Annotated in this window: 18 protein-coding genes; 8 read left to right on the top strand and 10 right to left on the bottom strand. The window is 68.4% G+C overall.

The genetic code is table 11. The features are described 5' to 3' along the window. Positions 1 to 19: 19 nt before the first annotated feature. Genes AC1MLT_RS00860 through AC1MLT_RS00845 form a run of 4 tightly spaced genes read right to left on the bottom strand, consistent with a single transcriptional unit; the run spans position 20 to position 3,221 of the window. Positions 20 to 1,057: a S49 family peptidase gene (locus tag AC1MLT_RS00860; protein ID WP_481033412.1), complete on the bottom strand. Its 1,038-nt coding sequence runs from the start codon at positions 1,055 to 1,057 to the stop codon at positions 20 to 22. Positions 1,058 to 1,078: 21 nt separating this feature from the next. Beyond that, entirely contained in the window at positions 1,079 to 1,450 is a 372-nt protein-coding gene (locus AC1MLT_RS00855; protein ID WP_481033411.1) for a Rieske (2Fe-2S) protein, read from the bottom strand. 30 nt (positions 1,451 to 1,480) lie between these two features. After that, the gene (locus AC1MLT_RS00850; RefSeq protein ID WP_481033410.1) at positions 1,481 to 2,149 is read right to left on the bottom strand and encodes an HAD-IA family hydrolase; all 669 of its coding nucleotides are present in this window, start codon (positions 2,147 to 2,149) and stop codon (positions 1,481 to 1,483) included. A gap of 25 nt (positions 2,150 to 2,174) precedes the next feature. Further along, complete coding sequence (locus AC1MLT_RS00845; protein ID WP_481033409.1) at positions 2,175 to 3,221, bottom strand: RluA family pseudouridine synthase; 1,047 nt, start codon at positions 3,219 to 3,221, stop codon at positions 2,175 to 2,177. A 557-nt stretch (positions 3,222 to 3,778) separates the two neighbouring features. Here AC1MLT_RS00845 and AC1MLT_RS00840 point away from each other — a divergent pair. From AC1MLT_RS00840 to AC1MLT_RS00815, 6 genes are all read left to right on the top strand, one after another. Beyond that, positions 3,779 to 7,198, top strand: coding sequence for an Rne/Rng family ribonuclease (locus tag AC1MLT_RS00840; protein ID WP_481033408.1), 3,420 nt, complete (start codon positions 3,779 to 3,781; stop codon positions 7,196 to 7,198). A gap of 559 nt (positions 7,199 to 7,757) precedes the next feature. After that, positions 7,758 to 8,369 (top strand): sugar transferase, encoded by a 612-nt coding sequence (locus tag AC1MLT_RS00835; RefSeq protein WP_481033407.1) that lies wholly within the window; start codon positions 7,758 to 7,760, stop codon positions 8,367 to 8,369. A gap of 150 nt (positions 8,370 to 8,519) precedes the next feature. Continuing rightward, positions 8,520 to 9,518, top strand: coding sequence for a GDP-L-fucose synthase (fcl, locus tag AC1MLT_RS00830; protein WP_481033406.1), 999 nt, complete (start codon positions 8,520 to 8,522; stop codon positions 9,516 to 9,518). A 35-nt stretch (positions 9,519 to 9,553) separates the two neighbouring features. Next, positions 9,554 to 10,558, top strand: a complete 1,005-nt coding sequence (locus AC1MLT_RS00825) for a hypothetical protein (protein WP_481033405.1) — start codon at positions 9,554 to 9,556, stop codon at positions 10,556 to 10,558. After that, complete coding sequence (locus AC1MLT_RS00820) at positions 10,555 to 11,943, top strand: hypothetical protein (protein ID WP_481033404.1); 1,389 nt, start codon at positions 10,555 to 10,557, stop codon at positions 11,941 to 11,943. Before AC1MLT_RS00825 ends, AC1MLT_RS00820 begins: the two co-directional genes overlap by 4 nt. Continuing rightward, positions 11,940 to 13,178, top strand: coding sequence for a WcaI family glycosyltransferase (locus tag AC1MLT_RS00815; protein ID WP_481033403.1), 1,239 nt, complete (start codon positions 11,940 to 11,942; stop codon positions 13,176 to 13,178). The genes AC1MLT_RS00820 and AC1MLT_RS00815 overlap by 4 nt, the downstream gene beginning before the upstream one ends. A 404-nt stretch (positions 13,179 to 13,582) precedes the next feature. Here AC1MLT_RS00815 and AC1MLT_RS00810 read toward each other — a convergent pair whose 3' ends face one another. From AC1MLT_RS00810 to hemC, 6 genes are all read right to left on the bottom strand, one after another. After that, the gene (locus AC1MLT_RS00810; protein WP_481033402.1) at positions 13,583 to 15,862 is read right to left on the bottom strand and encodes a polysaccharide biosynthesis tyrosine autokinase; all 2,280 of its coding nucleotides are present in this window, start codon (positions 15,860 to 15,862) and stop codon (positions 13,583 to 13,585) included. Positions 15,863 to 15,902: 40 nt separating this feature from the next. Beyond that, a complete protein-coding gene (locus AC1MLT_RS00805) occupies positions 15,903 to 17,054 on the bottom strand; it encodes a polysaccharide biosynthesis/export family protein (RefSeq protein WP_481033401.1) in 1,152 nt (383 codons plus the stop codon). A gap of 259 nt (positions 17,055 to 17,313) precedes the next feature. Further along, positions 17,314 to 18,612, bottom strand: a complete 1,299-nt coding sequence (locus AC1MLT_RS00800) for a heme biosynthesis HemY N-terminal domain-containing protein (RefSeq protein ID WP_481033400.1) — start codon at positions 18,610 to 18,612, stop codon at positions 17,314 to 17,316. Beyond that, the gene (locus tag AC1MLT_RS00795) at positions 18,612 to 19,694 is read right to left on the bottom strand and encodes a uroporphyrinogen-III C-methyltransferase (protein ID WP_481033399.1); all 1,083 of its coding nucleotides are present in this window, start codon (positions 19,692 to 19,694) and stop codon (positions 18,612 to 18,614) included. Before AC1MLT_RS00795 ends, AC1MLT_RS00800 begins: the two co-directional genes overlap by 1 nt. Continuing rightward, complete coding sequence (locus tag AC1MLT_RS00790) at positions 19,691 to 20,494, bottom strand: uroporphyrinogen-III synthase (RefSeq protein WP_481033398.1); 804 nt, start codon at positions 20,492 to 20,494, stop codon at positions 19,691 to 19,693. Before AC1MLT_RS00790 ends, AC1MLT_RS00795 begins: the two co-directional genes overlap by 4 nt. Before the next feature lie 23 nt (positions 20,495 to 20,517). Then, the gene (gene hemC / locus AC1MLT_RS00785) at positions 20,518 to 21,474 is read right to left on the bottom strand and encodes a hydroxymethylbilane synthase (protein WP_481033397.1); all 957 of its coding nucleotides are present in this window, start codon (positions 21,472 to 21,474) and stop codon (positions 20,518 to 20,520) included. Positions 21,475 to 21,574: 100 nt separating this feature from the next. Here hemC and ppc point away from each other — a divergent pair, with 100 nt between their 5' ends. Then, a complete protein-coding gene (gene ppc / locus AC1MLT_RS00780) occupies positions 21,575 to 24,496 on the top strand; it encodes a phosphoenolpyruvate carboxylase (RefSeq protein WP_481033396.1) in 2,922 nt (973 codons plus the stop codon). A 212-nt stretch (positions 24,497 to 24,708) separates the two neighbouring features. Next, positions 24,709 to 24,957, top strand: a complete 249-nt coding sequence (locus AC1MLT_RS00775) for a hypothetical protein (RefSeq protein ID WP_481033395.1) — start codon at positions 24,709 to 24,711, stop codon at positions 24,955 to 24,957. The last annotated feature ends 2 nt before the right edge of the window (positions 24,958 to 24,959 follow it).

Here is a 24,959-nt window from a genome sequence, read left to right as displayed (position 1 = left end):
AAGATGGGGTCCTGATTCTTCAGCGCAGGGCAGGCACGGCCTTCAGTGCGCGTATCGAGGCATCGCCCATGGCGGCGCCGAATTTCTTGGCCAGTTTCTCGGCGACGTTGTCGCGACGGGTGTAGTCGCTGATCTCCTCGGCCTTGATGACCTCGCGCGCCACGTAGTCGACGTTGCCCAGATGGTCCGCCAGGCCCAGTTCGATGGAGCGCTGTCCGCTCCAGAACAGGCCGCTGAACAGGCCGGGCGTGTCGAGCTTGAGGCGGTCGCCACGGCCGGCCTTGACGACGGCGATGAACTGCTGGTGGATCTGCTCGAGCATCTGCTGCGCATAGGCGCGCTGCGCATCGCTCAGGGGGCTGAAGGGATCGAGGAAACCCTTGTTCTCGCCGGCGGTGATCAGGCGCCGCTCGACCCCCAGCTTCTCCATGGTGCCGGTGAAGCCGAAGCCGTCCATCAGCACGCCGATGCTGCCGACGATGCTGGCCTTGTCGACATAGATGGCATCGGTGGCGGAGGCGATGTAGTAGGCGGCCGAAGCGCATGTCTCCTCCACCACGGCATAGACCGGTTTGCCATGCTTGGCCTTGAGGCGCCGGATCTCGTCGCTGATGATTCCGGCCTGCACCGGGCTGCCGCCGGGTGAATTGATGAGCAGCACCACGCCCTTGGCGCCGGCGTCCTCGAAGGCCATCTTCAGGGCAGCGACGACGAATTCAGCGCTGGCATCGGCGCCGCTGGCGATTTCGCCCTTGATCTCGACCACCGCCGTGTGCGGTGAGGTGGTCGTCGTGGCGGTCGTGGCGCGCGAGATGCCGAGCCAGGCCAGGAAGATGAAGAAGGCCAGCCAGCCCAGGCGCACGAAGGTCTTCCACCGCCGAGCGGCGCGCTGCTCGCGAAGGGAAGCGAAAGCGAGCTTTTCGAGCGTGGCACGCTCCCAGCCGGGCGAAGAGGTTGGATCGGTCTTGGTGGACATGGAGGAATGGGCTGCGGAAGACGCTGGAGGGCGCTCGAAAGGTTCGAAACCCTGAGGTTCCGTGCGGGTCGGTTCGGTCATCGGGAGAGTGGAAAATCGAAGCTAGAACGCCACCGGGCGAAGGTTCCAGGCAGTATGCCAGTGCACCACGCCGTCACGTTCGCTGAGCTCGATCCTGACCAGGCCGCCCCGGCACGGCCCACCGCTGCATTCCCCGGTATCGGGTCGATAGGCGGCACCATGCGAGGAACACAGCAGCCACTGTCCGGTGTCGTCGAAGAAGCGGTCAGGCTGGTAGTCCATCTCCATCGCGACATGGGTGCAGCGATTGAGATAGGCATGGACGAGCCCCTCGAAGCGGATCGCGAAGGCGCGGCAGGTCTCGCCGCCGTGCGTCACATCGAATGGCACGGCCAGGCCGCCCTCCACCAGATCGGAGGATTGGCAGAGGGGGAGGATCTCGTTCTCGCTCATGAAAAAATCTCCTGGTGTCCTCGAAACATTTCAGGCATGGTCGACCAGCCAGCGATGCAGGTCGGCCACCGAATGAGCGACGTGCAACGGAGCCAGCACGTCGAAGCTGGCTGGCTCGTGCGCGCCATAGCTCACGCCGACGCTCGAGCAACCGGCATTGATGGCGAGCTGGAGATCGTGCGTGGTGTCGCCGATCATCAGCGTGCGCGCGGCCGGCACATCCAGTTCCTCCATCAGTTCGAGCAGCATGCGCGGATGCGGCTTGCCGCTGGTCTCGTCGGCGGTGCGGGAAGCATCGAAACGGTCCTTCAACTCCGAACTGGCCAGCACCTCGTTCAGGCCCCGGCGCGATTTTCCCGTGGCCACGGCCAGGCGATGACCCCGCGCCCTGAGCGCGTCGAGCATCGGCAGCACGCCGTCGAACAGCACGATGTCGTCCTGTCGCTTGACATAGTGGTAGCGGTAGCGCGCCCCGAGCTCGAGGTATTTCTCGCGCGGCACGTCGGGAGCGGCGCGCGCCAGCGCCTCGGCCAGACCCAGGCCGATCACCCAGGCGGCATCGCGCAGGCTCGGCCGGGCACCTCCGACATCGACGACGGCCTCCTGGATGCATTGGGCGATCAGCGCCGTCGAATCGTAGAGCGTGCCGTCCCAGTCGAAGGCGATCAGGTCGAAGCGGCGGGAGGAAGGTTCGGTCATGGGAAACGTGGGGGTCGATGGGGAATCAGGAGGAACCGGCCGGCGGGGGTTGCCGCGCCAGCAGGTCGAGCGTCTCGGCGGTCATCAGGGCGCGTAGTTCCGACGGCAGCTCGGCCTGCAGCGCCATGCGCTCCCCGGTCGCCGGGTGATTGAACTGCAGCCGCCAGGCGTGCAGGAACATGCGCTTGAGGCCGGCCCTCTGCAAGGCTCGGTTGCGTTCGAAGTCGCCATACTTGTCGTCACCGGCGATGGCATGGCCCGCGGAGGCCAGATGCACGCGGATCTGGTGCGTGCGGCCGGTCTTGATCGTCACGGCGAGCAGGGACATCGGCGCCGCATCGCCCGCCAGTCGCGTCTGCGCGAGGACCCGCACCAGCGTCACCGCTGGCATGGCGTCGGGATGGTCCCGGGCGACGACGCGGACCCGACGCTCGCCCTCGGCCGCGCCCGCCGCCGCCGGCAGCAGATAGCGCGCGAGGGGCGCATCCAGCACCTTGCGGTTGGCCGGCCAGGCGCCCTCCACCAGCGCCAGATAGGTCTTGCCCGTCTCGCGATCCCGGAACTGCGCCTGCAACGCCGTCAGGGCGCTGCGCTTGCGCGCCACCAGCAGGATGCCGGAGGTCTCGCGATCCAGCCGGTGCACCAGTTCCAGGAATCTCGCGCCCGGGTGCGCGGCACGCAGTTGCTCGATGACGCCGAAGCTCACGCCACTGCCGCCATGCACCGCCACGCCGGCGGGCTTGTCGATGGCCAGCAGCGCATCGTCCTCATGCAACCGCGGAAAGTCGCGTGCCGGTGCGATCGGGGCGCCTTCCGGCGCGGGCGTCGCCATCCGCACGGGCGGCAGGCGCAGCACGTCGCCGGCCGAGACGCGCGTCTCGGCCTGGACACGGCCCTTGTTCAGGCGCACTTCGCCCGAGCGGATGATCCGATAGACATGCGTCTTCGGAACCCCCTTCAGATGACGAAAGAGAAAGTTGTCGAGCCGCTGTCCGGCGGATTCTTCGTCCACCGTAACAAAGCGGACCTCCGTGGTCGTGGGCTCGGGCTTCGCACCTATAATATTTTTCACCAGCGCGTTCTTGTAAGTGCTTGATTAATCAGAAGTTTAGAGCACCATTGAATGCGCTGTGAGGTCGATGCCGCTTGGGCGCGCAGACTGCAAACCCCGCGCTTGAGCGCAAAGTGGCAGCCGATGCACCCGAGTCAAGCCGACGCCCACGAAATACCGATACGGAATACCCAGCCGGCAGCTTCCAAGCGGCCGGCGGATCGAAGCGAGTTCTCTCTAGTGTTGATGCTGCTGCTGATTCATCGTTGCCTGCGCAAGCCGACCTGGCCGTTGCCAGCGGCCCGCGGCATCGGATCACCCGTGGCGTGCGCCATCCCCGCGCAACCGGCTGACCATGAGGCAGCCCGTCGACATCATCCCGGGCTCGCACCCTTCCACGCGCCTCCACCACCCTTGCTGCCGTCGAGCTGAAGCTCGACATGGCCGCCCGGCGTCCGCGCCGCACGGCCGAGGCAGCCGGGGTTCCGCGGCAATTCCCCTCGTTTCACTGGCGTCGTCCGTGCATCGTTGGCCCGTCATGGGCCGGTTCGAACGCATATCTATAAGGACAACGCATCATGAAGCGGATGTTGATCAACGCCACGCAGCCCGAAGAGCGCCGCCTGGCCATCGTCGATGGACAAAAACTCCTCGACTACGAAATCGAGATCGAGGGGCGTGAACAGCGCAAGGGCAACATCTACAAGGCCGTCGTCACGCGCGTCGAGCCTTCGCTGGAAGCCTGCTTCGTCGACTATGGCGAAGACCGCCATGGCTTCCTGCCGTTCAAGGAGATCTCGCGCCAGTATTTCGCCGAGGGTGTCCCGGCCGGCCAGGCCCGCATCCAGGACGCGATCCGCGAGGGCCAGGAACTGGTCGTGCAGGTCGAGAAGGAAGAGCGCGGCAACAAGGGCGCGGCGCTCACCACCTTCGTCTCGCTGGCCGGCCGCTATGTCGTGCTCATGCCCAACAACCCGCGCGGCGGCGGCGTCTCGCGCCGCATCGAGGGCGACGACCGCGCCGAACTGAAGGAGGCGATGGACCAGCTGGAATATCCCAAGGGAGCCAGCATCATCGCCCGCACCGCCGGCATCGGCCGCTCGGCACCCGAGCTGCAGTGGGACCTGAACTACCTGCTCAAGCTCTGGAGCGCCATCGATGGCGCGGCCAAGGGCGCCAAGGGCGCCTTCCTGATCTACCAGGAATCGAGTCTCGTCATCCGCGCCATCCGTGACTACTTCAATCACGACATCGGCGACATCCTGATCGACACCGACGACATCTACGAGCAGGCGCAGCAGTTCATGGCACACGTCATGCCCGAGCATGCCGCCCGCGTGAAGCGCTACCGCGACGACGCGGCGCTGTTCAGCCGCTTCCAGATCGAGCACCAGATCGAATCGGCCTATGCCCGCACGGTCCAGCTGCCCTCCGGCGGCGCCATCGTGATCGACCACACCGAGGCGCTGGTCTCGGTCGACGTCAACTCGGCGCGCGCCATCAAGGGCGGCGACATCGAGGAGACCGCGACCCGCACCAATCTCGAGGCCGCCGACGAGGTCGCCCGCCAGATGCGCCTGCGCGACCTCGGCGGTCTGATCGTCATCGACTTCATCGACATGGACGAGTCCAAGAACCGCCGCGAGGTCGAGAGCCGGCTGCGCGACGCACTGCGCCAGGATCGCGCCCGCGTGCAGTTCGGCTCGATCAGCAAGTTCGGCCTGATGGAGATGAGCCGCCAGCGCCTGAAGCCGGCGCTCTCCGAAGGCTCGTCGATCCCCTGCCCGCGCTGCGGCGGCTCGGGCCACATCCGCGACACCGAGTCGAGCGCGTTGCAGATCCTGCGCGTCATCCAGGAGGAATGCCTCAAGGACCACACGGCCGCCGTGCACGTGCAGGTGCCCGTCGAGGTGGCCTCGTTCCTGCTCAACGAGAAGCGCCCCGAGATCGCCAAGATCGAACTCAAGCAGCGCGTGACCGTGCTGATGGTTCCCAACAAGACCATGGAGACGCCGAATTACCGGCTGGAGCGTCTGAAGCACGACGATCCGCGTCTCGACCACATCGAGGCCAGCTACAAGATGGCCGACGAGATCGAGGATCCGACCTCGGTCACCCGCCGCTCGCAGGAACCGACCAACAAGCAGACACCGGTGATCAAGGGCGTGCTGCCGGATGCGCCGGCACCCGCGGCGGTGCCACGTCCCGAACCGGTGCGCCCGGCGGCGGCGCGGCCGTCTGCTCCCGCCCCGGCTCCGGCGCCCTCGCCGGCACCGGCACCGGCTCCCGCGGCCGCGCCGGCCGAGACCGGCTTCTGGGCGCTGCTCAAGAGCTTCTTTGGCTTCGGCACGCCGGCGACGCCACCCGCTGCGCCGGCACCCGCGCCCGCGCCCGCCGCTGCGACCCCCGAGGCGCCGGCCCGGTCCGGACGTCGCGAAGGCGCGCGTGGCGGCCGTGAAGGCGAGCCCCGCGGTGCACGGGATGGCGAAGCACGCCGTGGCGGTGGCCGCGGTGAAGGCCGTGGCGGTCGCGATGGCGAAGGACGCCCCGGACGCGAAGGTGAGCGCCGTCAGGGACGCGGCGGCGAACGCCGCGAAGGCGAGCGTCGCGACGCTGGCGAGATCCGTGGCGAGCTGCGCGCCGACACTCCGGTACGTGAACCGCGTGAACCGCGTGAACCGCGTGAACCCCGCGAAGCACGTGAACCACGCGAGGGCCGCGAGGGCCCGCGCGAAGCCAGGGCGCCGCGCGATGGCGAGCGTCGCAATGGCCGCGGACCACGTCCCGACGCCGACAACCGAGCCCTGGTGAGCGAGTTGACCGAAGGCGCCGTCGTCGAAGGTGCCTCGGCGCTTCCGGATGCGTCGGCCGTCGATGCGTCAACCGCCGCACCCGAGCGCGCGTCCCGAGGTCGTGGACGCGAGCGCGGCGAGCGTGGCGAGCGTCAGGAACGTGGTGAACGCACCATCGAAGCCGGCGAACGCACCGAACGTTCGGAGGAACGTCCGGAAAGCCGCACCGGCGAGCGCGAGCCCCGCAACGGACGCGAGCGCAGTGTCTATGCGGCACGCGATCCGGGTTTCGCCGCCGCCGCCGCGATCCCCGGGATGTCGGCACCCGACGCACCCACCGCGCAGGCCGACGAACGCCCGTCCGTGGCGCCAGAGCGTCAGCCACGTGATGACAGCACCGGCGGCGCGCGACGTGAACGTCGCTCCGAAGCCGGTCCCGGCATGGCCGACGACCGCCGAATGCAGCCGATGGCAGCCGACGTGCTGTCGTCGGATGCCGGTGCGGCGTCCGTGACGCTCTCCGGAGACGACGCGGCCGCAGGGGCGCCGGCCGATGGCGCTGTCACTCCCGCGGAAGCACCGACGCGGCGCGAGGGCGAGGAGCGGCGCGGCCGTTCGCGTGACCGCTATGGTCGCGATCGCCGCGAGAGGGCTCCGCGCGACGAGGCATCGACCCAGGTCGGCGATGGGACGGCTGGCGACGCAGCCCGCGACGGCGGGGAAGATGGACGCCCCGCACGGGTGGTCGTGGCGGCGCCCGAGTCGGTGATGGACGATGTTGTGTCTGAAAAGGCACAGTCCAAGATCGCATCCGGCCCCGAGCTGTCCCCTGTGGACAACCATCTGGTGAGCATGGGTAACAAGTCTGAGGCGCCTTCGAGGCCCGAATCGGCGGCGATGCAGGCGCCCGCGCGTCATCCGGGGGAAATGCCGAAGATCGAGCCATTCGCGCTGCCGGTGGCCGCGTTGGCACAGATCGCTGAAGGATCAGGCCTACAGTGGGTGAACTCCAATGCGGAGCGCATCGCGCAGGCCCAGGCGGCGATCGCGGCGGAACCCGCGGTCATCCATGTGCCACGTGAACGACCGCCGGTCGTGATCGTCGATGAAGGCCCTCTGGTGCTGGTAGAAACGAAGCGCGACCTCGCTCATACGGTGCTGCCGTTCGAGCGTTCGATGCCTGCCGAGGACGTCGCTCCGCGCTGAAACTCGCTCCATCGTCGGGCATGAAAAAGCCGGAGTGCTCGAAAGACGCTCCGGCTTTTTCAATGAGGCTTTGTCTTACATGAGCCTTACCGTATGTAACAGCGACACCCGGTCCCGGGACGCCTTTTCTGCGTGATATTTTTCACATTTAGCTAACTTAATTACCTTGACAATGCGACACCGAATCGTGGGCGTTTAGTGAGCGTTTACCCGGATCTTTTTTAGATTTGGTTACTACTTGGCGTACGAATTCATTACAGGCATGATGCAATGCTGCGTTGCACAACCGAGGATCGCGTGAAAAATTACCTCTTTCACACCTCGCGCATCGTTGATTTGAGGCTTTCTGCTGCGGACAAACTAGAACGAATGTGTTCAAATTCTTTCTGTTAGTAGTAAAGCGTTACAACAACTTTGCTGTAAGGCAAGCTCTTTGAGGGTTACCCCAATGTTCCGTTCTGATTCGACCACGCAAGCTAATCTGGTTCGTCGGCTGCCTCGTGGTGGCGGAGATTCACAGCCTGCCCCTCTCTACGCGCAGCCACGTCAATTCACCCTGATGGAACGTGCGGCCAAGCGCACTATGGACATCATGGGCGCCTTGGTGTTCTTCGCCATATTCGGTCCCTTGTATGTATTGGTGGCGCTCGGCGTCCGCATCAGCATGGGCACGCCGGTGCATTTCGGCCAGACCCGCATGGGCGTGGATGGCAAGACCTTCCGGTTCTTCAAGTTCCGCTCGATGGTGCGGAATTCCGAGGACATCCTGGACGACTACCTGAGCAAGAACGATGCGGCCCGCCAGCAGTGGGACACGTTCCAGAAGCTCGACAACGATCCCCGCATCACGCCCCTGGGCCACTTCATCCGCAAGCTCAGCCTGGACGAGCTGCCCCAGTTCTGGAACGTGCTCAAGGGCGACATGAGCATCGTCGGTCCCCGCCCCTGCATGGAGCGCCAACGCAGCCTCTATGGCAAGACCTGGGGCCACTACTGCGCCGTGCGTCCGGGACTGACCGGTCTCTGGCAGGTCAGCGGTCGCAACCGGCTGTCCTACGCCCAGCGCGTCGAACTCGATGCCAAGTACGTCAACGAGTGGTCGCTCTGGCTGGACATCAAGATTCTTGCAAAAACTGTCTATACCGTGATTTCCGGCGATGGTTCGCGCTGAGCACCGGCGCTAGCATCTAGACCTTGCCCGGGGGCCATGGCCCCAAGCGATCGCGGCACGCGATCGAATAAACGGAGGCGGCGCTCGCGACGATGGTCGTGGCTTCCCGCCTCGTTTACATTTGTTCACTACATTGCAGACGCCATCCCCATGAACGAGTTTCAGAAGCGCATCTACGTCGCCGGCCATCGTGGCATGGTCGGCAGCGCCATCGTGCGCCGCCTGACGGCCCAAGGCCACACACGCCTCATCACGCGTACGCACGCCGAACTCGATCTGACCGACCAGGCGTCGGTGCGGCGCTTCTTCGCGGTCGAGAAGCCCGACGAGGTGTATCTGGCGGCGGCCAAGGTCGGGGGCATCCATGCCAATGCCACCTATCCGGCCGACTTCCTCTACGACAACCTGATGCTGGAAGCCAACCTGATCCACGAAGCCTGGCGCAGCGGCGTGCGCAAGCTGCTGTTCCTCGGCTCCAGCTGCATCTACCCGCGTCTGGCGGCCCAGCCGATGGCCGAGGACGCACTGCTCACCGGCAAGCTCGAACCGACGAACGAGCCCTACGCCATCGCGAAGATCGCCGGCATCAAGCTGTGCGAGAGCTACAACCGCCAGCACGGCACCGACTTCCGCAGCGTCATGCCGACCAACCTCTATGGCCCGGGCGACAACTACCACCCCGAGAACAGCCACGTCCTGCCCGCGCTCATCCGCCGCTTCCACGAGGCCCGCATCGCCGGCGCGCCGACGGTCGTGATCTGGGGCACCGGCACGCCCAAGCGCGAGTTCCTGTACGTGGACGACATGGCGGCCGCCTGCGTGCACGTGATGAATCTGCCGCACGAGACCTACGCCGCTTCCACCGAACCGATGAACAGCCACATCAACGTCGGCAGCGGAGAGGACCTGTCCATCCTGGAGCTGGCGCAGCTCGTGAGCGACGTGGTGGGCTATCGCGGCGAGATCCGCTGCGATGCCGACAAGCCCGATGGCGCGCCGCGCAAGCTGCTCGACATCTCGCGCATCCGCGAGCTGGGCTGGACGCCGACCGTGGCCCTGCGCGAAGGCATCGAAAGCGCCTATGGCGACTTCAAGGCCTATCTCGCCAGCGCCTCCGCCGCGCAATCCCCCGCACTCGCCGCGCGGTGATCGCCGCGACACCGCCCCTTCCCTCGATATCCGCGATGTCCCGCAGCGCGTCTTCCTCGCTCCAGTTGATCACGCCCGGCACCGGCGGCGTGTTCGACTATGCGACCAAGCTCGCGGGCGGCCTGCAGGCGCCATTGACCGAGTTCTCGGAAACCACCGACATCTCCGGCTGGTCGGGCGACCTGCTGCTGCTCCACTATTCCAACTACGGCTACCAGAAACGCGGCATCCCGACCTGGGTTCCCGAACGGGTCCGCACGCTGCGCCGGCAGTTCAAGGTCTTCGGCGTCGTCTTCCACGAGCTCTACGCCTTCGGACCGCCCTGGCGCTCGGCCTTCTGGCTGAGCCTGATGCAGCAGCGGATCGCGCGCGCCATGCTGCACGAGGCCGACTTCTGGCACACCAACCGGGAAGCCGCCGCGCAGTGGCTGCGCAAGGCCTCGCGCAGCACGGTGGCGCCGCATCGCGTGCTGCCGGTGTTCTCCAACATCGGCGAGCCGGGCATGGCCGAAGGCTTACGCGAGCCCTCGCTCGTGGTCTTCGGCGCCGGCTCCTCACGCGCCCGGACCTATGCCTGGAACGACGGCGAGATCCATCGGTTCGCGCGACGCCACGGACTGAAGATCCACGACATCGGCCGTCCGCTGCCCGACGGACCGATGGCCCAGCGCCTGGCCAAGGAAGGCGTCGTGGTCCACGGCATGCTCTCGGAGGCCGAGGTCAGCCGCGCCATGCTCTCGGCCAGCTTCGGCGTCGTCGAGTACCCCCCCATCGATACCTGCAAGAGCGGGATCTTCGCCGCATACGCGGCGCACGGCATGTGCCCGATCCTGCTGTGGCGCGACTACGACCCGCATGACGGCCTGCGGGCGGGACTGAATTACGCGGCCGGGTTCGATGCCTTCGCAGGGGCGACCGGTGCCGATCTCTTCGCGCGTGCCAGCCAGATCGGCCATGCCGCGCGGCACTGGTACGAACCCCACTGCGTCGACGCCCACGTCGACGCCCTGAAGAAACTCCACGCAGAGGCCCGAACATGACGTCCACGACATCTGCCGCTTCCCTCCCCATGCGCCGGATGCCGGCGCCCGCCGCGGCGCCGGCGCGACGCGCCGTCGGCACGGCGCCACCGGTCAAGCTCAGCCGGGCCGGCTACGCGTTCATCGTCGTGCTCCTGACGGTGGTGTTCGAGGGCGCGATCCGCAAGTGGATCACCGCCGGTGCGACGGCGCCATTGCTGCTGCTGCGCGACGGCCTGGCGCTCTATCTGGTCTTCCATGCATGGCGCGGTGGCCATCTGAGACAGCACATCAGGATCACCACGGTGATGGTGGCGTGGACGTGCTGCGTCCTGGCCTGGAGCCTGATGCAGATCATCGCCGGTGAAAGCTCGCTGGTCCTGCTGGCCGTCGGGCTGCGCTTCTGGCTGCTCTACAGCTGGTTCGCGGTGGCCGCCGCGGCCGCCATGAACCAGACCGACTACCGCGTCGCCATCCGCATCGTCGCGCTCCTGATGCTGATGCTGGCCCCGCTGGCGGTGCTGCAGCACTATTCCTCGCAGGGCTCGACCATCAACCGGCAGATCGATGGCGACGAGGAGAGCGTGTTCGTGGTGGTGGCGGGCGTGGTGCGTACCACCGGCACCTTCAGCTTCACCTCCGGCTATGCCGCCTTCATCCTGCTGGCGGCGCCCCTCATCCTGGGCTACCTGGGCACCCGCAAGTACGGCAAGCGGCACTGGGTGTTCGCCCTGACGGTGTTCGCCGCCCTGCTCGCCGGCAGCGTGGTCAGCGGCTCGCGCACGGCGGTGCTGTCGGCCGGTGGCCTGCTCGCGGCCTATGTGGCTGGCCGGGTGATCCTGGCGCGGGGCCGCGACCGGCCCGCCGCCATCATCGCCGCGCTCATGGCGCTGCTGCTGGTGGGCGCCTTCGCCTACTTCTTCTCCGATGCCGTCAGCGTGACGCAGGAACGCTTCGAGACGGCGGCCGGCGACGAAAACTTCCTCGACCGGCTGACGGCCGTCTTCTTCGGCGAACCGACCGTGATGAAGGCCTTCGACTGGCTCGGGTCGGGCATCGGCACCGGCTCCAACCTCGCCACCTCCCTGAAGTCCGGTGCCGACAACTTCGGACTGGCCGAATCGGAAGCCGGCCGGATCCTGCTCGAGGGCGGCCTGCTCGGCTTCGCCTACATCGCCCTGAAGATCGCGGTCCTCGTGGCCGCCCTGGTGCAGAGCTGGCGCCTGTCGTTCAGGACCCACTCGCCCTTCCCGATGCTCATGGGCCTGGCCCTGCTGCTGGGACTGTTCACCTGGCCGGCCATCGGCCAGTTGAGCGCCAACGCCATGCTGGGTCTGCTGCTGGGCTTCTTCCTGCTGATGTGCAAGTTCCCCTCGGCAGAACTGTTCGTCAAGAAACGCCGATGAAGCTGCTGGTCTATGGAATCAATTTCGCGCCGGAACTGACCGGTATCGGCAAATATTCCGGCGAGATGGTGGCCTGGCTGGTCGAGCGCGGACACGACGTCCGCGTCGTGACCGCACCGCCCTACTATCCCGAATGGAAGGTCTGGCCCGGCTACAGCGCCACGCGCTACGCGACCGAGACCTGGCACGGCGCCCGCGTCTATCGCACGCCCGTCTGGGTGCCCCGCAAGGTCAATGGCCTGCGCCGGCTGGTGCATCTGGCGAGCTTCGCGCTGGCCAGCATCCCCGCCCTGCTGGCGCAATGGCGCTGGAAGCCGGACGTGGTCTGGATGACCGAGCCGCCGCTGTTCTGCACCCCGGCCGGCCTGGCGTTCGCCCGGATGCGATCGGCCGCCGCCTGGCTGCACATCCAGGACTACGAGGTCGACGCCGCCTTCGAACTGGGCCTGCTCAAGGGTGAGCGCTGGCGCGCGGCGGTGACCCGCGTCGAACGTGCCCTGATGGGCTGCTTCGACCGCGTCTCCACGATCTCGCAGCGCATGCTTGAGCGCGCCGCCAGCAAGGGCGTGGTGCCGCAACGGCTGATCTCGTTCCCGAACTGGGCCGACGTGACGGCCATCCGGCCCCTGACCGGCCCCAGTCCGTTCCGCGCCCAGCTCGGCATCGCCGACGATACGGTGGTCGCGCTCTACTCGGGCAACATGGGCGGCAAACAGGGCCTGGAGGTCCTGGCCGACATGGCCGTCCTGCTGCGCGACGTGCCGAACATCGCCTTCGTCTTCTGTGGCATGGGTGCCGGCCGGGCCGACCTCATGGCGCGCTGCGCCGGTCTGCCGAACGTGCATTTCATGGACCTCCAGCCGGTCGAACGCCTGGGCGACCTGCTCGGCCTCGCCGACATCCATCTGCTGCCCCAGCGCGCCGACGCGGCCGACCTGGTGATGCCATCCAAGCTGACCGGCATGCTCAGCAGCGGCCGCCCGGTGCTGGCCGGCGCGCGGGCCGACACCGAGCTGGGACAGGTCGTCTCGACCTGCGGGCGCATCGTGCCGCCCGAGGACGCGAGCGCCTTCGCCGATGCGATGCTCTCGCTGGCCTCGCAGCCGGAACTGAGGCGCGAGCTCGGTATCAAGGCACGCGCCTGCGCCGAGGCGCGTTTCGCGCGCGATGCCGTGCTGGAACGCTTCGAGCAGGACCTGCAGGCCTGCATCGACGAGCGTCGCGCCCGCCGCTGACGCCAGCGGCGCCCGGGCGGCGCCGCCTCGCCTGCTCGCTCATCCCGCGCACTCGCGCGCCTGCCTCCCACCCGTCCCTCCTCCTCCCCTCCCGGAGTCTCCGCCTCGCTGGGTACCACCCCGGAAGAAGCGACGGGGAACCCATGCACGAAAGGCCCCTCGAGGGCCTTTTCCTCGTGGTCGCGGCGGTCGCGGCGGTCGTGCCGGATGTCCGTGAAGGGCCTCCGAACCCTGCCGGCGCCGTCGTGGCGGTGGCGGTGGCTCGCCGCCTCCTGCGGACTCCGGCACGTCCGGTGCGCCCCAGCAAAAAAGCCACCGGCCCCGAGGGGCCGATGGCTTTTTCCTGCTCGCGAGCGACCGGTGCGAGTGGCCTCGCCACCTCATCCGGTCGTCTTCGTCGTCACTCAGTGCAGCTTGCCACCCGGCAGCTCCTCGGCCGGCAACACGCTCTCGTAGTTGTAGCTCGTGTAGCGATAGCGGCCGTACTTGGGTGCCGAGTAGCCACGGCGGTCCAGGTTCATGCCGTTGAGCAGCACGCCGGAGGCGACCTTGCCGGTCAGCGACAGGCGGCGCACGCTCTCCTTGAGCTCGCCCATGGTCGACAGGTCGGCGCGGGCCACCAGCAGCACGGTGCCTGCATGCGTCGCCATGGTGGCCGTGTCGGCCGCCACCAGCACCGGGGGCGAGTCGATCACCACCAGGTCGTATTGCTGCGACAGGGTGTCCAGGATGCTCTTGAAGGACGACGACACCAGCAGTTCGGCCGGGTTGGGCGGCAGCTGGCCGGTGGCCAGGAAGTCGAGGTCGGGAGCGACCTGCTTGTGCACCGTCTGCTGGATCGACAGGCTGCCGGCGATCAGTTCGGACAGGCCGCCATGGCGCTGCAGGCCGAAGTACTGGTGGGCATGACCGCGGCGCAGGTCGGCGTCGATCAGCAGCGTGCGCTTGCCGGCGGCGGCCATCAGGGCGGCGAAGTTGGCCGTCACGAAGCTCTTGCCCACACCCGGCGTGGCACCGGTGATGACGACGCGGTTGTTCGGCGACTCCAGCATCGCGAACTGCATGGCGGTGCGCAGGCTGCGCAGGCTCTCGACGGCCGGATCGTCCGGCTTCTCGATGGCCAGCAGACGCACGCCGCTGGCACCGGTCAGGCGGCGCTTGGCGATGGCGTCCTGGGCATCGCTCAGCGGGATGGTCGAGAACACCGGCAGGCCGCTGTGGGTCTCGACCTCATGCGGATCGCGGATGCGTTGTTCGGCCATCGCGCTGCGGATGAAAGCCGTCAGCAGGCCCAGGAACAGGCCGAGCGCCAGTGCTGCGCCGACGATGGCGGTGCGGTTGGGCTTGATCGGGTACTCGGGCGTCACGGCGGCGTCGAGCACGCGCACGTTGCCGACCTTGCCCTCCTTCACCAGGCGCAGCTGCAGCGCGCTGTTGAGCAGCGACTGGTAGAGCTCGGTGTTGACCTTGACATCGCGCTCCATGCGCACGGCTTCCTGCTGGATCGCGGGCAGGCCCTTGATGCGGGTCTGGATGCCACCGATGTCGGCCTGCAGCGCGGCGATCTGCGCGTCGAGCGTCTGCACCGACGGATGGCCGGCGGTGAACCGGCTCTCCAGTTCGCGGCGACGCTGCTGGGCTTCGAGCAGCTTGGTCTGACGGTCGACCGAGGAGGTCAGGATCAGGTTGGCTTCCTCGGAGAAGGCGACGGTGGCCTTCTGGTTGCGATAGCGGTTGTAGACCTCTTCGGAAGCCTCGAGCTGCTGCTTGAACTGCGGCAGCTGCACGTCCAGGAACGCCAGCGTCTTCTGCGCCTCGGCCGCCTTGCGCTCGATGTTCTGCTGCACGTACTGGGCGCCCACGGCGTTGAGCACGCGGGTGATGCGGTACGGGTCGTTGCCCTGCATCGACACGTTGATGATGCCCGACGACTTGCCGCGCTCGACCAGCGTGAGAGCGTCCTGCACGCTGGCGATGGTCGCCTGCTTGGGCAGACGGACGAGCTCGAATTCGGCGCCCGGCTTGCCGGCGACCTCGCTCACCAGCAGCGAGATCGGGCCGTGGACGGTGCTGGCGTTCAGCACCGTGCCGACGCGGCCGGTGAGGGCCTCGCCGATGCGGGGATGCGACAGCGAATACGTGCCATTGGCCTGGGCCGTCAACACGAAAGGCGTGCCTTCGAGATCGGCGGGCACGTCGAACGAGCCCACTGCGATGCGTTCCAGGCCCGACACGTAGCCGCCGAAACCCAGGAAGCCGGGATTCGACAGACCGCTGGAGCGGCGAGCCAGCCAGCCGCCGATCACCGGGATGTAGCGCGGCGTGGCGGAGATGTAGAGCTTGGTGTGCTCCACCGCCGGTGCCACCACCATGCGCGAACGCACGATTTCCATCTCGGCCGTGGTCGGAGCGCGCATGTCGAACATGCCGCCGGTCTCACTCAGGAAACCCTTGGAGCCGTTGTCCGGCGCATCCTCGACCTGCAGGACGATCGTCGACTCGTAGGTCGGACGCGACAGCAGGGCCACCGCGACGCCGATCGCCAGGATCGCCAGGGTGATGGCCAGGATCAGCCACTTGTTCGAGCGGACGACTTCGGCATAGTGGCCGAAGTCGGCGGCGCCGCCTTCGTCCGCGGTGGTCGGCGGGCCGTCGCCCGTATAGGAGGTGGTGGTGGTGTTCATCGGCTGTTGAGTCTTTGAAGGGAGAGGACCGAACGGGTGTTCAGCGGTTGGTCCTGGAGATGTCACGCACGGAATTCAGGGTCGCGGTGGATGGCAGGATCAGGCTGATCACGCGGTTCCATTGGACGAGCGGGACCGGATCGACATAGACGACGTCCCGGGGCCGCAGCGCGAAGCCATCGGCGAGCGCGAGCGCCGTCGGCGTGCGTGCATCGAGATGGAAGATCGCCTGGCCGCCCGTGGGCTCGTTGCGGATGACATAGATCTGGCGCGGATTGGCCAGGTTCAGGTTGACACCGCCGGCTTCGTTGAGCGCTTCGTTCAGGCTCAGGTTGCCATTGCGCATCAGGATCGGCGACTGGACGTTCACTTCGCCCATGACCGACACCTTGCGTTCGTCGCGGCCGCGCACCATGACCAGGTCGCCGCTCTTGAGCGGGATGCGCGTCGGATCGAGGCCGGCGTTGGTCAGCGCGAACAGGTCGAGCGCCGTGGTCTTGCCGCCACGCGTGAGCGTCACGAAGGACCGGTCGCCCGTCACGGTGATGCCGCCCGCGCGGTTGATGCCCTCGGCCAGCGTCATCGGGATGTCGGTGAACACCAGCAGGCCCGGCAGGCGGACCTCGCCCTCGATGTAGGCGCGCTTGCTGCGGAACGCGGTCACGCGCACGCTGAGCTGGGGATTCTTGAAGACGCGCGAAAGGCGCTGGACGAGGGTGTTCTCCAGGTCCTGCGTCGTCATGCCGGCAGCCTGCAGCGGGCCTGCATAGGGGAAGGTGAGCTGACCGGTGTTCGAGACGATGAAGCCGGGAGCCGGCGAGACGCTGCCCGGATCCGCCACCGTGGTCGCGGGCACGCCGCTGAAGACGATCTCGGGATGGTCGTAGACCGTGATGCCGATGACGTCGCCGGCGCCGATCCGATAGGGCTCGGGCTCGCCGATGAGTGCCAGCACGTCGGGGGAGATCTGGCGCGGGACGGCCGCGCGCTGCGCCTGGATCAGCTGCGGCGTGATCTCCGTCAGGGCCCCCGGCGGAGGCGGATCCACGCCCTCCGACGAGAAACCGGAGGGCGAGACCGCGGTGGCGGCGTCATTGCTGGCGGAACGGTAGCCCGGTGCCAATGGCGCACACCCCTGCAATGCGACCACGGCCGACAGCAGCAGAGCAGCATGTAGTGAGAAACTTTTCAATTCGGACTCCGCAATAAGCAAAATGAATACTTTTGGAAACAGTTATGAATGTACCTCACGTCGCTTATTTAAGTCCAAATGTTTCTTGGACCGCAGGCGAGAAGCGTGAGGTATGCAACAAAACTATCGAAAACAAGGAGGTTACAGAGAAAACCCTGTAGTGTTTCTCTGATAGTTGACCTCCAGAGGAGCGGAGGTCTTCGTGTAGGCTAGAACTTAAGTGTAGTTTCGCGCGCAGCGCATCATGCCTGCAAGCGGATCAATGTTCATCCACTCTTGCGGCTTGTTTCCACGCCTGTGCAGCCTGGATTTCGTCGCCCCGGGTCTCCGCCAATGTCGCCAGCGCCTGCCAGGCATGACGTGACAGGCGAGGATCCCGCAGCCCGCGGATGGCCTGCGCCAGCAGTTGCTGCGCCTTGCCCCAGAGCTCACGCTTCAGGCAGGCGATGCCCGCCAGATACTGGAGCATCGGATCGCGTGGGTTGTCGCGATGCGCGGTCTCGATGCGCGCCAGCCACTCGGAATCGACCGAGTCGAGACCGGCCTCGAGCGTGCGTATCAGCCGCACACGCAGCGGATCCTCCTGCGCGGCTCCGGGATCGGCCGGCGGCAGCGCCATCACCCGCTCCCAGACCGGAAGCAGCCAGGCCCGCGCCACGGCCAGATCGCCCCCGAGCACGGTCATGCAATGCGCCGCCTGCAGGGCCACCTCGGGCATCGCCCGCTCGCCGACCTCGAGCGAGTTCCAGGCCCGCGTCAGCTGCGCCGGATCGTGCGCGCCCATGAGCAGTTCGGTCGCCAGGCCACGCACGATGCTGCGCGCGGCCGCCTCGGAGAAGGCGCGGTGCTTGGCCAGGAGCCGCGCGGTCTGCAGGGCTTCGGCGGTGCGCCGATCCTGCCGCGCGGCCTTCAGGCGCAATCGCAGCGACAGCGTGCGGCGCTGAGCGCCCTGCGGAAGTTCCTCCAGCCGCGCCAGGGCGGTGGCCGTGTCGCCCTCCTCCAGCGCCCAGCGGGCCGAGCGCAGCTGCACGCCCTCGCGCAGTTCCGAGCCCGGCGCGCCGGGACGCCAGTCGTCCTGGCCGAGCGCCTGCTGCAGGTGCATGTCGCGGGCCGTCCGGTCCTGCAGCGCGTGGGCGCCTTCGGCGGCCAGGAGATGCGCGATGCTGCGGATCTGACGCGCCTGCGGCAGTGTCGCGTCCAGGCCCGCGAGCGTGCCTTCCTGGGCCAACGCCGCCAGCGCCGCCTTGCGCGCGCGCGAGAAGCGCCCGGCCAGCAGCTGGACCAGGGCGTCGAGCAAGGCCGCGTGGAGCGCCCGCTCCTTCTGCTGGATGCGCCACTGGCGGGCTTCGCGCGGCAGCGAGAACAGCGCCGACAGCGCGCGCAGCGCCACATGCAGGAGAACGAAGGCCCCGGCGACGAGCAGCAGCACGAGATTGAGCGACAGGTCGATGCGCCAGGGCGGCCAGAACACCGTCACCGTGCCCTGGTTGTCGCCCGTGAAGAGCGCCACCGCGGCGGCGATGCCGAACAGCGCCAGGAACCAGAGTGCCGCGCGCATCAGCGTCCGGCCACGGCGGTCGACAGGGCCGCGAACGTATCGTCCAGCCGCGGCGGCTCGACCGCCCGGATCTGCAGTTGCAGTTGCTGGAGCTGCGTCGCCGCGACCTGCACGCGTCGGGAGGAAGGATCGAAATAGCGGTTGAGCGATGCCGTCACGGCGGCCAGTTCGCTGCGCGCGGGATCGATCTGTCGCGACAGCAGGGACAGGCGCACGCCGAGCAGCTTGAGCTTGAGGTTCTCGCGCAGGAAGAAGGCCTGGTCGGGCGACAGCAGCACGCTCTCGGGTCGGGCGATGCGGCCAACCCGCACCAAGGAGCGCGCCTCGTTGCGCACGGCGGCCAGCACGCGTTCCCACAGGGGCGCGTCGTCGGCGACGGGCTCGATCTGCCAGGCGTCGGTGGTGCCGCCGCTGCGCGCCGGCAATGCGTTCACGGTGGGCAGGTCGTCGATGCCGCGCAGCAGCTCGTCGAGCCGCGACATGGCCTCGCTGCCATCGGCGCTGGCGCTGGCGCGCAACCGGTCGGCATCGCGCTGCAGGGCGCGTTGCAGTGGCGCGAGCCGGGGCTGGGAGGCGCGTGCGATGCGCTGGTCGGCGGTGCGCAGGGCGGCCAGCAGCGGTCCGGTGCTGCCCGTGACCTGGGCCTGCTGCAATGCCAGGCGCAGGGTGGATTCGATGTCGACCAGCAGGTTCTCGTCGCGCGAGCGCGACAGGCTCTGCATGAGTTCCTCCAGTTGCGAGCGCTGCAGCGCGACCTCGGCGACACGGCTCTCGGCGAGCGACAGGCGCGCTGCCGTGTCACGCACGACATCCTGGGCCTGGCGCGCCAGGGTGCGCGCCTCGAGCGACTGCGCCAGCGCATCGGCGCTCTGCCGCGCGAGCTGTTCCTGCATGCCGGAGACCCGCTGCCACAGCACCAGGCCGATCACCAGCGCCAGCAGGGCCAGCACGCCCAGCAGCCCCAGGGCCAGGCGCATGAGCAACTGGGCACCGGCGGCCGGCGACTGCGCAGGCGTCGTCAACGCCATCCGGGAGGCCGGGTCCGGCACGGTGTCGTCGGAGGTCGGCGCGGCGAAGCTCATCCGAGCGATTCTATCGAGGCGACCAGGTCGGCCAGGCGCGGCGAGGCCAGCCCGACGCGGCCGAAACCCGCTTCGCGCGCCGCCTGCGCGATGCGCTCGTGCGTGGCCACGGCGCGCGCCGCATGCCAGTCGACGGCCGGCAGCAGGCCGCGCAGGTGGGCCAGCGCCTCGGAACTGCTGAACAGCCAGATCGAGCCATCCCGCGACGCCGCGGTCGCCAGGTCGCGCGCGCCGTCGTCCAGCCGGGGTTCGAGGCGCCGGTAGGCGACCACGGTGTCGACGTGGCCGCCCGCGCCCTCGATCTCGCGCGCCAGCCAGTCGCGCCCGGTCGGTCGCGCCCGGGCATCGCCGCCCCGCACGATCAGCACGCGCGTGCCGCTGCCGACCTGTCCGCGCACCCGGGCCCACAGCGCCTCGGAATCGAACGACGCCGCCATTTCGGAGGGGGCGTCGATCCGGGCCTCGTCGACACCGGCCTGGCGCAGGGCACGCGTCGTGCCGGGCCCGGTGGCCCAGCAGCGCCGGCAGTCCGGGGCATTGGCATCCCCGGGAACCACGCCGGCACCCGGCGGCGGTGGCGCGAAGAAATGCTCGACGGCGGCCGCGCTGACGAACATCGCCGCGTCGCAGATCGCCACGTCGCGTCGCGCCCGCAGCAGCGCCGCGCGCGCCCGGGCATCCTCGACCGGCTCGATCGCGATGAGCGGCAGCGCCCGCGCATCGAGTCCCTCGGCGCGCAGAGCGTCGATCCAGCGCGACGCCTCGCGCGTGGGACGGGTCACGATCACGCGCGCGGTCATCGGAGCGGACGACGCGGGGGGATTCAATGGGCGCCGGATGCGCGCAGCAGGCCGGCGGCCGATTCGCCCAGGGCGCGGGCACGCGCGAAGTCGCCTTCCGTGGCGGTCTCGCCATCGGGCATGCCGGCGACCGGTCCGAGATCCACGTCCTGGACGCTGGTGGCCACGTGCACCAGGGCGCCCGCGCCATCGACGTCGCCCCAGATGGCGTCGATCGCCAGCGTGCCGTCGGCCTGCCAGCGCGCATGCGCGCCCAATGGCATCGAGCAGCTGCCCCCCATGGTGCGGCTCACCGCGCGCTCGGCCGTGGTGGCGAGCCAGTCGCGGCGGTGGGCGAGCGGCGCCAGCAGTTCGATCAGGTCGACTCGCTCGCTGCGCACCTCGATCCCCAGGGCGCCCTGCCCGGCCGACGGCAGCATCGACTCGGGCTCGAAGGCGAAGCGGATGCGATGCGCCAGGCCGAGGCGCTTGAGACCGGCGGCGGCCAGCACGATGGCGTCGTAGTGCCCTTCGTCGAGCTTGCGCAGGCGCGTGTCGAGGTTGCCGCGCAATGGCTCGATGCGCAGGTCCGGGCGCAGCGCGCGCAGCAGCACGACGCGGCGCAGGCTGGACGTGCCGACGACGGCCCCGTGCGGCAGCGCGTCGACCGAGGCATGGTGGGGCGAGACGAAGGCGTCGCGCGGGTCCTCGCGCTCCAGCACGCAGGCCAGGGTGAAGCCGCTCGGCAGTTCCATCGGCACGTCCTTGAGCGAATGGACGGCGATGTCGGCGCGCCCGTCCTCCAGGGCGGCTTCGAGTTCCTTCACGAACAGGCCCTTGCCGCCGACCTTGCTCAGGGTGCGGTCGAGGATCTGGTCGCCCCGGGTGGTCATGCCCAGCAGCGTGACCGCATGGCCTCGTTCTTGCAGCAGCGCGCGGACGTGTTCGGCCTGCCACAGGGCCAGCCGGCTTTCCCGGGTCGCGATCACGATGTTGCTCAAGACTTTTCCCGCCTAATACCTAAGAACGAGCGGATGCTAGCATGTTGCGCCGCAGCAACGCCGCTGCCGCGCCCGTCCCCCCAACCAGGAGAAAACGCGAATGACGACAGGCAAGAAGGCCCCGGTTCCCACCCTCTCGAACAAGCCGGTCCGTGGCGATGAAGAACCGCTCATCGACGACATCCGCCTGCTCGGACGCATCCTGGGCGACGTCATCCGCGAGCAGGAGGGCGAGGCCACCTATGCGCTGGTCGAGAAGGTCCGGACGCTGTCGGTGGCCTTCCGGCGCGATGCCGACCAGACCGCCGACCGGGCCCTCAAGAGCCTGCTCAAGGGCCTGAGCGCGGCCGAGACGGTGCGCGTGATCCGCGCCTTCACCTACTTCAGCCACCTGGCCAACCTGGCCGAGGACCGCCACCAGATCCGCCGGGCCACCGAAGCCGACCGCGCCGGCGTCGCCGAGGAAGGCAGCCTGGGCACCGCGCTGGCGCGCATCCGCAAGGCCGGCGTGAGCTCCGAGGCGGTGGTCGAGTCGCTCGCGCGCAGCTATGTCTCCCCGGTGCTCACCGCGCATCCGACCGAGGTGCAGCGCAAGAGCATCCTGGATGCCGAGCGCGCCATCGCGCAGCTGCTGACCGCGCGCGACGAGATCGGCTGGCGCCAGCGCGCCTTCGCCGGCGCCAGGGACGCGCTCACGCCGCGCGACTACGCCGACAACGAGGACCAGATCCGCATCCGCGTGACCCAGCTGTGGCAGACCCGGCTGCTACGCTTCTCCAAGCTGACCGTCATCGACGAGGTGGAGAACGCGCTGAGCTATTACGAGGCGACCTTCCTGCGCGAGATCCCGCGCGTCTATGCCGAGCTCGAACGCGAGCTCGGCCACAAGGACATCGCCTCGTTCCTGCGCATGGGCCAGTGGATCGGCGGCGACCGCGACGGCAATCCCAACGTCACCGCCGACACCCTCGCCTACGCCCTGCGCCGCCAGTGCGAGCTGGCCCTGCGCCACTACCTCACCGAAGTCCACTACCTGGGCGGCGAGCTGTCGCTGTCGGCGACCCTGGTGGACGTGTCGGTGGAGATGCAGGGTCTGGCCGAGCGCTCGCCCGACCACAGCGCGCATCGCGTCGACGAGCCCTACCGGCGCGCGCTGACGGGCATGTACGCGCGCCTGGCCGCGACGCTGCGCGATCTCACCGGCGGCGAGGCCGCGCGCCACGCCGTCGCGCCGCAGAACCCCTATCCGAACGCCGAGGAATTCCTGGCCGACCTGCGCACCATCGCCGAGTCGCTGACCGACAAGCATGGCGCGGCGCTGATCGCGCATCGCCTGGGCCCGCTGATCCGGGCCGTCGAGGTGTTCGGCTTCCATCTCGCGACCGTCGACCTGCGCCAGAGCTCCGACAAGCACGAAGCGGTGGTGGCCGACCTGCTGGCGCAGGCGGGGATCGAGTCCGACTATGCCGCCCTGGCCGAGGACGCCAAGCGCACCCTGCTGCTGCGCCTCCTGGGCGAGGCGCGGCCGTTGCGCGTGCCCGATGCCGACTACGCACCGCTCACGCAGGGCGAGATCGCGATCTTCGCCGCCGCCCGCGCCTCGCGCGCGCGCTATGGCGCCGCCGCCATCCGCCACTACATCATCAGCCACACCGAAAGCGTGAGCGACCTGCTGGAGGTGCTGGTGCTGCAGAAGGAGGTCGGCCTGATGCGCGGCACGCTCGACGCCACCGGCATCTGCGACCTCATCGTGGTGCCGCTGTTCGAGACCATCGAGGACCTGCGCAATGCCGCGCCGATCATGCGCGAGTTCTATGCCCTGCCCGGCATCAAGGGCCTGGTGCAGCGCTCGGGCGCGCTGCAGGACGTGATGCTCGGCTACAGCGACAGCAACAAGGACGGCGGCATCTTCACCAGCAACTGGGAGCTCTACCGCACCGGCACCGCGCTGGTGGCGCTGTTCGACGAACTCAACGCCGCGCCGGGCGCCGACGGCGCCGCCGGCACCGCGAGGAAGGGCAAGGGCGCCGGCCCGGCCGACGCGGCATCGCGGGCCGATGCCGGCCCGGCCATCGGCCTGCGCATGTTCCACGGCCGTGGCGGCACGGTCGGACGCGGCGGCGGCCCCAGCTACCAGGCGATCCTGGCGCAGCCGCCGGGCACCGTGCGGGGCCAGATCCGCCTGACCGAGCAGGGCGAGGTGATCGGCTCCAAGTACGCCAACCGCGAGATCGGCCGGCACAACCTGGAGACCCTGGTCGCGGCGACCCTGGAGGCGACCCTGCTGCCGGCGGGCAAGGCCGCGCCGGCGGCCTTCCTGGCGACGGCGGCGGAACTCTCGACGGCCAGCATGGCGGCCTATCGCGCGCTGGTCTACGAGACCCCGCACTTCGCCGACTACTTCTTCGGCGCCACGCCGATCCGCGAGATCGCCGAACTCAACATCGGCTCGCGCCCGGCCTCGCGCAATCCCAACCGCAGCATCGAGGACCTGCGCGCGGTGCCCTGGAGCTTCAGCTGGGGCCAGTGCCGGCTGACGCTGCCGGGGTGGTATGGCTTCGGTTCGGCCATCGCGCACTTCCTGGAGGGCGCCGCCACGCCGGCGCAGCGCAAGGAGCGCGAGACGCTGCTGCAGCGCATGTACGCCCAGTGGCCGTTCTTCCGCACCCTGCTCTCCAACATGGACATGGTGCTGGCCAAGAGCGACCTGGCCCTGGCCTCGCGCTATGCCGAACTGGTGGCCGACCGCAAGCTGCGCCTGAAGGTGTTCGGCATGATCGAGGCGGAGTGGCGCCGCACCTCGGATGCGCTCACACTCATCACCGGCGCCAGGCAGCGCCTGGAGGGCAATGCCGACATGCAGCGCTCGGTGCGCCACCGTTTCCCGTACATCGATCCGCTGCACCACCTGCAGGTCGAGCTGATGCGCCGCTATCGCGCCGGCGAAGGTGGCGAGCGGCTGCAGAACGGCATCCACATCTCGATCAACGGCGTCGCCGCCGGATTGCGCAACACCGGCTGAGGGCCCGGTCGAGCACGCGACGGCACCGGACGCCGCGAGGCGTGCCGTCGGGTGCGCGCGAGCCCGCCCCACTTCGTGAGTGAGCAATTTTTCTTACGTTGTTATGGGCATTCGCGCATTTGTGCCTTTTTTATAAAGGTATACCCTGGTACTCCACGCCCACCTTTTCGCATTTCGCGCGGTCGTCAACGTCATTCATTGGAACCGTCGTCATGTCTTCTTCGTCCCTCCTCACGCCCGTCGCGGCATCGACCCTGGTCGAGCCGCCCTCGGCATTCGATTTCGTGCGCAGCGATTTCGACGCGTTGTCCTCGCACATGGCCCAGTGTTCGGCGGCGCAGGGACGATGGTCGGCCGTGAGGGGCGGCCTGCAGCAGGCGCACGCGATGGCCATTGGACGCATCGTCACCCTGGCTTTCATCGCGACGGCGGTGACCATCGCGCTGGTCACCTTCGCCTGACC

The sequence above is a fragment of the Variovorax sp. PEI5 genome, from assembly GCF_056679935.1.
This window is presented reverse-complemented; position numbering and strand designations above follow the sequence as displayed.